The organism is Saccharomonospora iraqiensis subsp. paurometabolica YIM 90007 (genome assembly GCF_000231035.2).
Classification (GTDB): domain Bacteria; phylum Actinomycetota; class Actinomycetes; order Mycobacteriales; family Pseudonocardiaceae; genus Saccharomonospora; species Saccharomonospora paurometabolica.
Map to the genome: position 1 here is coordinate 1,834 of NZ_KI912208.1, position 5,514 is coordinate 7,347.

Annotated in this window: 4 protein-coding genes and 1 pseudogene; 4 read left to right on the forward strand and 1 reads right to left on the reverse strand. The window is 71.6% G+C overall.

The window, feature by feature from the left end; genetic code table 11:
• Positions 1–192 (reverse strand): annotated as a pseudogene (locus SACPADRAFT_RS32140) (hypothetical protein); the annotation flags it as partial.
• A 136-nt stretch (positions 193–328) separates the two neighbouring features.
• On the opposite strand from SACPADRAFT_RS32140, the gene SACPADRAFT_RS0203295 reads away from it, so the two are divergent.
• The 4 genes from SACPADRAFT_RS0203295 to nrfD all read left to right on the forward strand — a co-directional run.
• Positions 329–613, forward strand: a complete 285-nt coding sequence (locus SACPADRAFT_RS0203295) for a hypothetical protein (RefSeq protein ID WP_007026288.1) — start codon at positions 329–331, stop codon at positions 611–613.
• Between the two features lie 76 nt (positions 614–689).
• Positions 690–3,944, forward strand: coding sequence for a formate dehydrogenase (fdh, locus tag SACPADRAFT_RS0203305; RefSeq protein WP_233357115.1), 3,255 nt, complete (start codon positions 690–692; stop codon positions 3,942–3,944).
• 1 nt (position 3,945) lies between these two features.
• The gene (locus tag SACPADRAFT_RS0203310; RefSeq protein WP_007026291.1) at positions 3,946–4,926 is read left to right on the forward strand and encodes a 4Fe-4S dicluster domain-containing protein; all 981 of its coding nucleotides are present in this window, start codon (positions 3,946–3,948) and stop codon (positions 4,924–4,926) included.
• Between the two features lie 53 nt (positions 4,927–4,979).
• Positions 4,980–5,514: NrfD/PsrC family molybdoenzyme membrane anchor subunit (gene nrfD, locus SACPADRAFT_RS25390; protein WP_198048253.1), on the forward strand; the 535-nt coding region annotated here is incomplete at its 3' end.

Genomic DNA, 5,514 nt, shown 5'->3' on the forward strand with positions numbered 1-5,514 from the left:
CCCCGCGGCGCCGGCCGCGCGGGCGCGTTCCCGCTCACGGCACGGGAGGCAGACGACGGCCGTGCCGGTCTCCGTGCCGGACGGGTCGAGCAGTGCCGCGATGCGGGCGGTGCGGAACCCGCACTCGCCGCAGACGATCGGCGGGGCGTCCGGGCGGAACTTGACGGTCGTGTCGCCGGATGTCGACGTCACAGCACATCGCCCTCCTCACTGTGTGTGAACGGACTGTGGGCGGGGTACCCCGATGCCGCAGTGGCACACGGGACGAACCACACGAGGTAGGCGCGATGCGCCCACGATCATTCCTGTGGGTGAGGAGGTGCGGACGGTGCCGACCAGGGAGCAGGTGCGGGCGTCGCTCGCCGGCGGTGCGGACTACACCGAGGTGGGACGCAGGCTGGGCATTCCCCCAGGACTGGTGTATCTGATCGCGACGGGGCTACCCGCCGACGGTGGGGACGCCCCGGCGCCGGAGGAGGGGCGTGCCCGCGGGTTGCGCCCGGCGGGCCAGGAGTTGTCCAATCCGCCCGTGGAGAGCCCGGCGGCCCGGGAGTCGGTCCACCGCTGGTTGCGTGCGCGGGTCCGGGCGGACGCGCAGATGCGCGGAGCCTGAACCCGTGGTTCGATCGGAAGAGTGGGCCGACCGGCCCGCGGCGACCGCGAACGGCCGATCACGCGGAGGGTGGACGATGGGTCTACGGACGTGGATCGAGGGGTGGCCGGTTGTCCGGCAGTTCACCGACGGCGATCCCACCGGGCGTGGTGCCGCGGCCAAGAGCCCGGGCAGCGAGGCGCTCGCTCCGCGGACCGCGACGGCGGACAAGGTCGTGAAGTCGATCTGCCCGTACTGCGCGGTCGGGTGCGGGCAGAACATCTACGTCTCCGACGGGCGGATCACCCAGATCGAGGGTGACCCCGACTCGCCGATCAGCCGGGGCCGGTTGTGCCCGAAGGGCTCGGCGAGTCTCCAGCTGACGACGGGGTCCGCCCGCACCCACCGGGTGCTCTACCGCAGGCCGTACGGGACCGAATGGGAGCCGCTCGACCTGGACACGGCGATGGACATGATCGCCGACCGGGTGCTCGACGCGCGGGACCGCGGCTGGGAGTCCGAGGTGGACGGTGTCCGCACGAACCGGACGATCGGGTTCGCCAGCCTGGGCGGGGCGGTGCTGGACAACGAGGAGAACTACCTCCTCAAGAAGCTCTACACCGCACTGGGCGCGGTCCAGATCGAGAACCAGGCCCGCATTTGACACTCCTCCACGGTTCCCAGTCTGGGAACCTCCTTCGGTCGCGGCGGCGCCACGACGTTCCAGCAGGACCTGGCGAACTCGGACTGCATCGTCATCCAGGGTTCCAACATGGCCGAGTGCCATCCCGTCGGATTCCAGTGGGTGATGGAGGCCAAGGCCCGCGGCGCGACGGTGATCCACGTCGACCCGCGGTTCACCCGGACCAGTGCCGTCTCCGACGTGCACGTGCCGCTGCGCGCGGGCAGTGACATCGCCTTCCTCGGCGGCATCATCAACCACGTGCTCACCGAGGGCAGCGACTTCCGGGAGTACGTGCTCGCCTACACCAACGCGTCCTCGATCGTCACCGAGGAGTTCGCGGACACCGAGGACCTCGACGGCGTGTTCTCCGGTTGGGACGCCGACGGCCGCGTGTACGACGTCTCCACCTGGCAGTACCAGGGCACCCATGTGCAGGCGGCGTCCGGCCAGCGGGAGCAGCAGTGGGACGCCCGCACGCGGGAGGGCGCGGAGCTGCGGGAGGAGGCCCGGGGCGAGATGCACGGCTCCGGTGGGCCGGAGATCCACACCGAACCGGAGACGGATCCCACGCTGACGCACCCGCGTTGTGTGTACCAGATCCTCAAGCGGCACTTCTCCCGCTACACCCCCGAGCTGGTCGAGCGGGTGTGCGGGGTGCCGCAGGAGCAGTTCCTGCGGGTGTGCGAGCTGCTGACCGCCAACTCCGGTCGGGACCGCACCGCCGCGTTCGCCTACGCGGTCGGCTGGACCCAGCACACGGTGGGTGTGCAGTACATCCGCACGGCGGCGATCCTGCAGCTGCTGCTGGGCAACATCGGCAGGCCGGGCGGCGGCATCCTCGCGCTCCGCGGGCACGCCTCGATCCAGGGCTCCACCGACATCCCGACGCTGTTCAACCTGCTGCCGGGCTACATCCCCATGCCGCACGCGCACGACAATGCGAACCTGGACAACTTCGTGCGGGCCGAGTCGACGCACAAGGGCTACTGGGGCGACATGCGCTCCTACATCGTCAGCCTGCTCAAGGCGTGGTGGGGGCCGGCCGCGCGGCCGGAGAACGACTTCTGTTTCGACCACCTGCCGCGGCTGACCGGGGGACACTCCACCTACGAGACGATCGTGGCCCAGATGCAGGGCCGCTGCCACGGCTACTTCCTGCTGGGCGAGAATCCGGCGGTCGGCTCGGCCGACGCCAAGGCCCAGCGGATGGGCATGGCGAACCTGGACTGGCTCGTCGTGCGGGACTTCTCGCTCACCGAGAGCGCCACCTGGTGGAAGGACGGCCCCGAGATCGAGAGCGGGGAGCTCGCGACCGCCGACATCGGCACCGAGGTGTTCTTCCTCCCCGCCGCCGCCCACACCGAGAAGGACGGGAGTTTCACCAACACCCAGCGGTTGCTCCAATGGCACTTCCAGGCGGTGGAGCCGGAGGGCGACACCCGCAGCGAGCTGTGGTTCACCTACCACCTCGGGCGGATCATCCGGGACAAACTCGCCGCCTCCGACCGGGACCGGGACCGCCCGGTGCTCGACCTGACATGGGACTACCCCACCAAGGGACCCACCGCCGAGCCGGAGGCCGAGGCGGTGCTCGCCGAGATCGGGGGCTTCGACGCCGAGGGCAACCCGCTGTCCACCTACGAACAGCTCGCCGAGGACGGTTCGACCGCCTGCGGCTGCTGGATCTACTGCGGCGCCTACGCCGACGGCGTGAACCAGACCGCGCGCCGCAAGCCCGCGGCCGAACAGGACTGGGTCGCGAGCGAATGGGCGTGGGCGTGGCCGCTCAACCGGCGCATCCTCTACAACCGGGCCTCGGCCGATCCGGACGGCAGGCCGTGGAGCGAGCGCAAAGCCTACCTGTGGTGGGACGCCGACCACGGACGGTGGACCGGATACGACATCCCGGACTTCAAGGGCACACGGCCGCCGGACTTCGTCCCGGAGCCGGACGCGACCGGGCCGGACGCGCTGTCCGGCACCGACGCCTTCGTGATGCAGGCCGACGGGAAGGCGTGGTTGTACGCCCCGTCCGGGCTCACCGACGGGCCGCTGCCGACGCACTACGAGCCGCAGGAGTCGCCGTTCGACAATCCGCTCTACACCCAGCAGCGCAACCCGGTGCGGCAGATACTGCGCCACCCCTACAGCCGCTACCAGCCCAGCGGGACGCACCCGGGTTCCGAGCTGTTCCCCTACGTCACCACCACGTACCGGCTCACCGAACATCACACGGCGGGCGGGATGTCCCGGTGGCAGCCGTATCTGGCCGAGTTGCAGCCGGAGATGTTCTGCGAGGTCTCTCCCGAGTTGGCGGCCGAGCGGGGGCTGGACCACCTCGGCTGGGCCACGATCATCAGCGCCCGCGCCGCGATCGAGGCACGGGTGATCGTGACCGACCGGTTGGCTCCGCTGACCGTGGCCGGGCGCACGCTGCACCAGGTGGGGCTGCCCTGGCACTGGGGACCGAACGGGGCGAGCACCGGCGACGCGGCCAACGAACTGTCCGGAATGTCGCTCGACCCGAACGTGCACATCCAGGAGGTGAAGGCGCTGGCCTGCGACATCAGGCCCGGACGTCGTCCCCGGGGCCCGGCGAGGCTGGACCTGGTGCGGGACTACCGGCGGCGCGCGGGCATCACCGACGAGACCGGCACGGAGGTGTGACATGGGCACCGTCGGCGCGACCGGGGGCCGGACCACGGACGGGGCCGTGTCCGGCCCGGAGTCCGGGTACGACCCCGCGGCCGCGAGCGGACACACCGACCACCCGCCCCGGGTGGGGTTCTTCACCGACACCACGGTGTGTATCGGCTGCAAGGCGTGCGAGGTCGCCTGCAAGGAGTGGAACGCCGTCCCGGACGGCGGTCTGGACCTCACCGGCATGTCCTACGACAACACCGTGGGGCTGGGCGCGAACACCTGGCGGCACGTGGCCTTCATCGAGCAGCGCAAACCGCTCGCCGCGCAAGAGGTCGGGATGCACCACGACACCGACGTGCTCACCATGGCCGAGCACGGGTCGGCCACCGACCCGACCGGCGCGGCGACGACCCCGACGACCCCCGGCCACGGCGACGATTTCCGCTGGCTGATGGCCTCGGACGTGTGCAAGCACTGCACGCACGCCGCCTGTCTGGACGTGTGCCCCACCGGCTCGCTGTTCCGCACCGAGTTCGGCACCGTGGTGGTGCAGGAGGACATCTGCAACGGCTGCGGCTACTGCATCCCGGCCTGCCCCTACGGGGTGATCGATCAGCGACCCGGCGACGGCCGGGCGTGGAAGTGCACCCTGTGCTACGACCGCCTCGGCAACGGACTCGAACCCGCCTGCGCGAAGGCGTGCCCGACCGACTCGATCCAGTTCGGGCCGCTCGACGAGTTGCGGGAACGGGCGCAGCAGCGGGTGGCGCAGCTGCACGGGGCCGGGGTCACCGACGCGCGGCTCTACGGCGCGGACCCGGACGACGGGGTCGGCGGGGACGGGGCGTTCTTCCTGCTGCTCGACGAGCCCGAGGTGTACGGACTGCCGCCCGATCCGGTTGTGACCACGCGGGACCTGCCCCGCATGTGGCGGCACGTGGGCTCGGCCGCGGCGACGCTGATGGCGGGCGCCGTCGCCGCCTTCCTGGGAACGCGGCGGCGGTGAGCGGTGTCCCGCGCTCCGACACGGACGACAGCGACGACGAGGGGACGGTGGGTATGACCGGGGACGGGGGCTCCCGCCCGGGCCGGGAGGCGATCACCGGCGCGGTCCCGGCCGGGGCACGCGGGAACGGGCGACGCCGGCGCGGGAAGGGCGAGCAGCCGGTGGTGCCGGACACCGAGTTCACCTCCTACTACGGCCAACCGGTGCTGAACGGCCCGGTGTGGAAGGTCCCCGACATCCCGGCCTACTTCTTCCTGGGTGGTCTGGCGGGCGGCGCCTCCCTGCTCGGGGCGGGGTCCCAGCTCACCGGTCGACGGCGGGCGGCGACGGTGGCCAAGGTGGGCGCGTTCGGCGCGGTCGGTGGGTCGCTGGTCGCGCTGGTGCACGACCTCGGCAGGCCGGAACGGTTCCTGAACATGCTCCGGGTGATGAAGCCGACCTCGCCGATGAGCATGGGCTCCTGGCTGCTGTCGGTCTACGGCCCGCTGGCCGGGGCCTCGGCCGCCACCGCGGTCACCGGCCTGCTGCCCCGTGTCGGTGCCGCGGCCACCGCGGGAGCGGCGGTGACCGGTCCGGGGGTCGCCGCCT

What these genes read in the sequence shown, in the direction of transcription:
- SACPADRAFT_RS0203310 (WP_007026291.1), top strand. Translation starts at nt 3,946, where the DNA reads ATGGGCACCGTCGGCGCGACCGGGGGCCGGACCACGGACGGGGCCGTG.